The organism is Candidatus Aegiribacteria sp., assembly GCA_021108005.1.
In the GTDB taxonomy this organism is placed as follows: Bacteria; Fermentibacterota; Fermentibacteria; order Fermentibacterales; family JCC-6; genus Aegiribacteria.
Map to the genome: position 1 here is coordinate 1 of JAIORS010000107.1, position 1,403 is coordinate 1,403.

Here is a 1,403-nt window from a genome sequence, read left to right on the forward strand (position 1 = left end):
GCGATTTCGGCCCTGACGGTCAGATCATCTGGTACGAGAACCAGATCATGTCGGAGCCATGGCCTGCTCATGTTGTTGCTTCTGCACCTCAATGCTACGACCTGCATACTGTCGATATCGATCAGGACGGAGATATTGACATTCTCAGCGCGAACTGGTGGATAAACAACGAACTCAATCTCTGGGAGAATGACGGTGGAACGGGCAATTCCTGGATCAGGCATAAGATATGCAATGGTATTGGTCAGGCAACTTCGGTCTGTGCCGGTGATATCAACGGAGATGGTAATCTGGATGTAATATCCACTGGTTACGGTGATAATGTCAGAATATCCTGGTTCGAGAATTCGGATCCCCTCCCGGGAACATGGATCGAACACGTTCTTCAGTATCGGTTCAAAGGTGGACAGGCCGTTCATGAACTGGATTTCGACGGTGACGGTGATGTCGATATACTGGGAGCTGCCGGTAATCTTTGCGGTGGTGGCGGTCTGTACGAACTGGTGCTTTGGGAGAGCATCGACGGCACGGGAGACAACTGGAGGCGGCATTCGCTGGATTCGGGAAGCTGGTACGAGTACCTTGAGGTTGCCGATATCGACGGTGATGATACTTTGGATGTGATAAGCTTCGCGTCTGTAGGCAAGATCATAGAATGGTACCGCCTTGAATACGCTGATTCAGGTCTTCTTGTGTCATCAATCCTCGATGTGCTGCAGTATCCCGACTGGCAGGAGATTCAATGGGAGGATACGGTGCCCGCGGGCTGCAGCCTTACATTCCAGGTGAAGACTTCCAACAACCCGGATGACATGGGGCAATGGTCGGATTTCATAGAGGAGCCCGGAAGTCTTGATGGATACATAGACAGCACCCACCGCTACATTCAGTACATGGTGAGAATGGAAGGTTCGGGGCAGAGATTCTTCACTCCCCCCGGACTGGACAGCGTGACCTTCTTCTGGGAATGGCTGGGTATAGAGGAAGAGAGCGGCAGCAATGAGACCTGCATTTTTCCGGTGTTTCCCAATCCGGCTTCCGGTTCGGTTGTTGTAAGGTTCAGGCTGGCGGAATCGGGGCCTGTCACCGTTTCCATTTACGATCTTGCGGGAAGACTGAGAGCGTTGCCCGTTGATGGAGAAATGGATCCGGGCACTCATGAGGTCGAAATCTCAGGTTTGTCGTCAGGTTCCTACTACGTAAGAATGACAGCAGGTAACGATATCGTGCGGAGAGTGTTTACTCTGGCCGGGGAGTAACGATTTCCCTATCCCTGGTTCAGATCCTGACCAGCCTGCAGTTTTCAGTACCGGTACCGTTTGTTACTATTGCGAAATAACTACCTGATTGTAGATTCTTTCCGGAGCTTTCCATTTCGGTTTCAGGGCGGGATAACCGATACA

At 51.5% G+C, this 1,403-nt stretch carries 1 protein-coding gene; it reads left to right on the forward strand.

Features of this window, described 5'->3' with window-relative positions; all coding sequences use genetic code 11:
* A partial coding sequence (locus K8S15_06320; GenBank protein MCD4775654.1) for a T9SS type A sorting domain-containing protein occupies window positions 1–1,259 on the forward strand: 1,259 nt, incomplete at its 5' end.
* Window positions 1,260–1,403 lie beyond the last annotated feature (144 nt).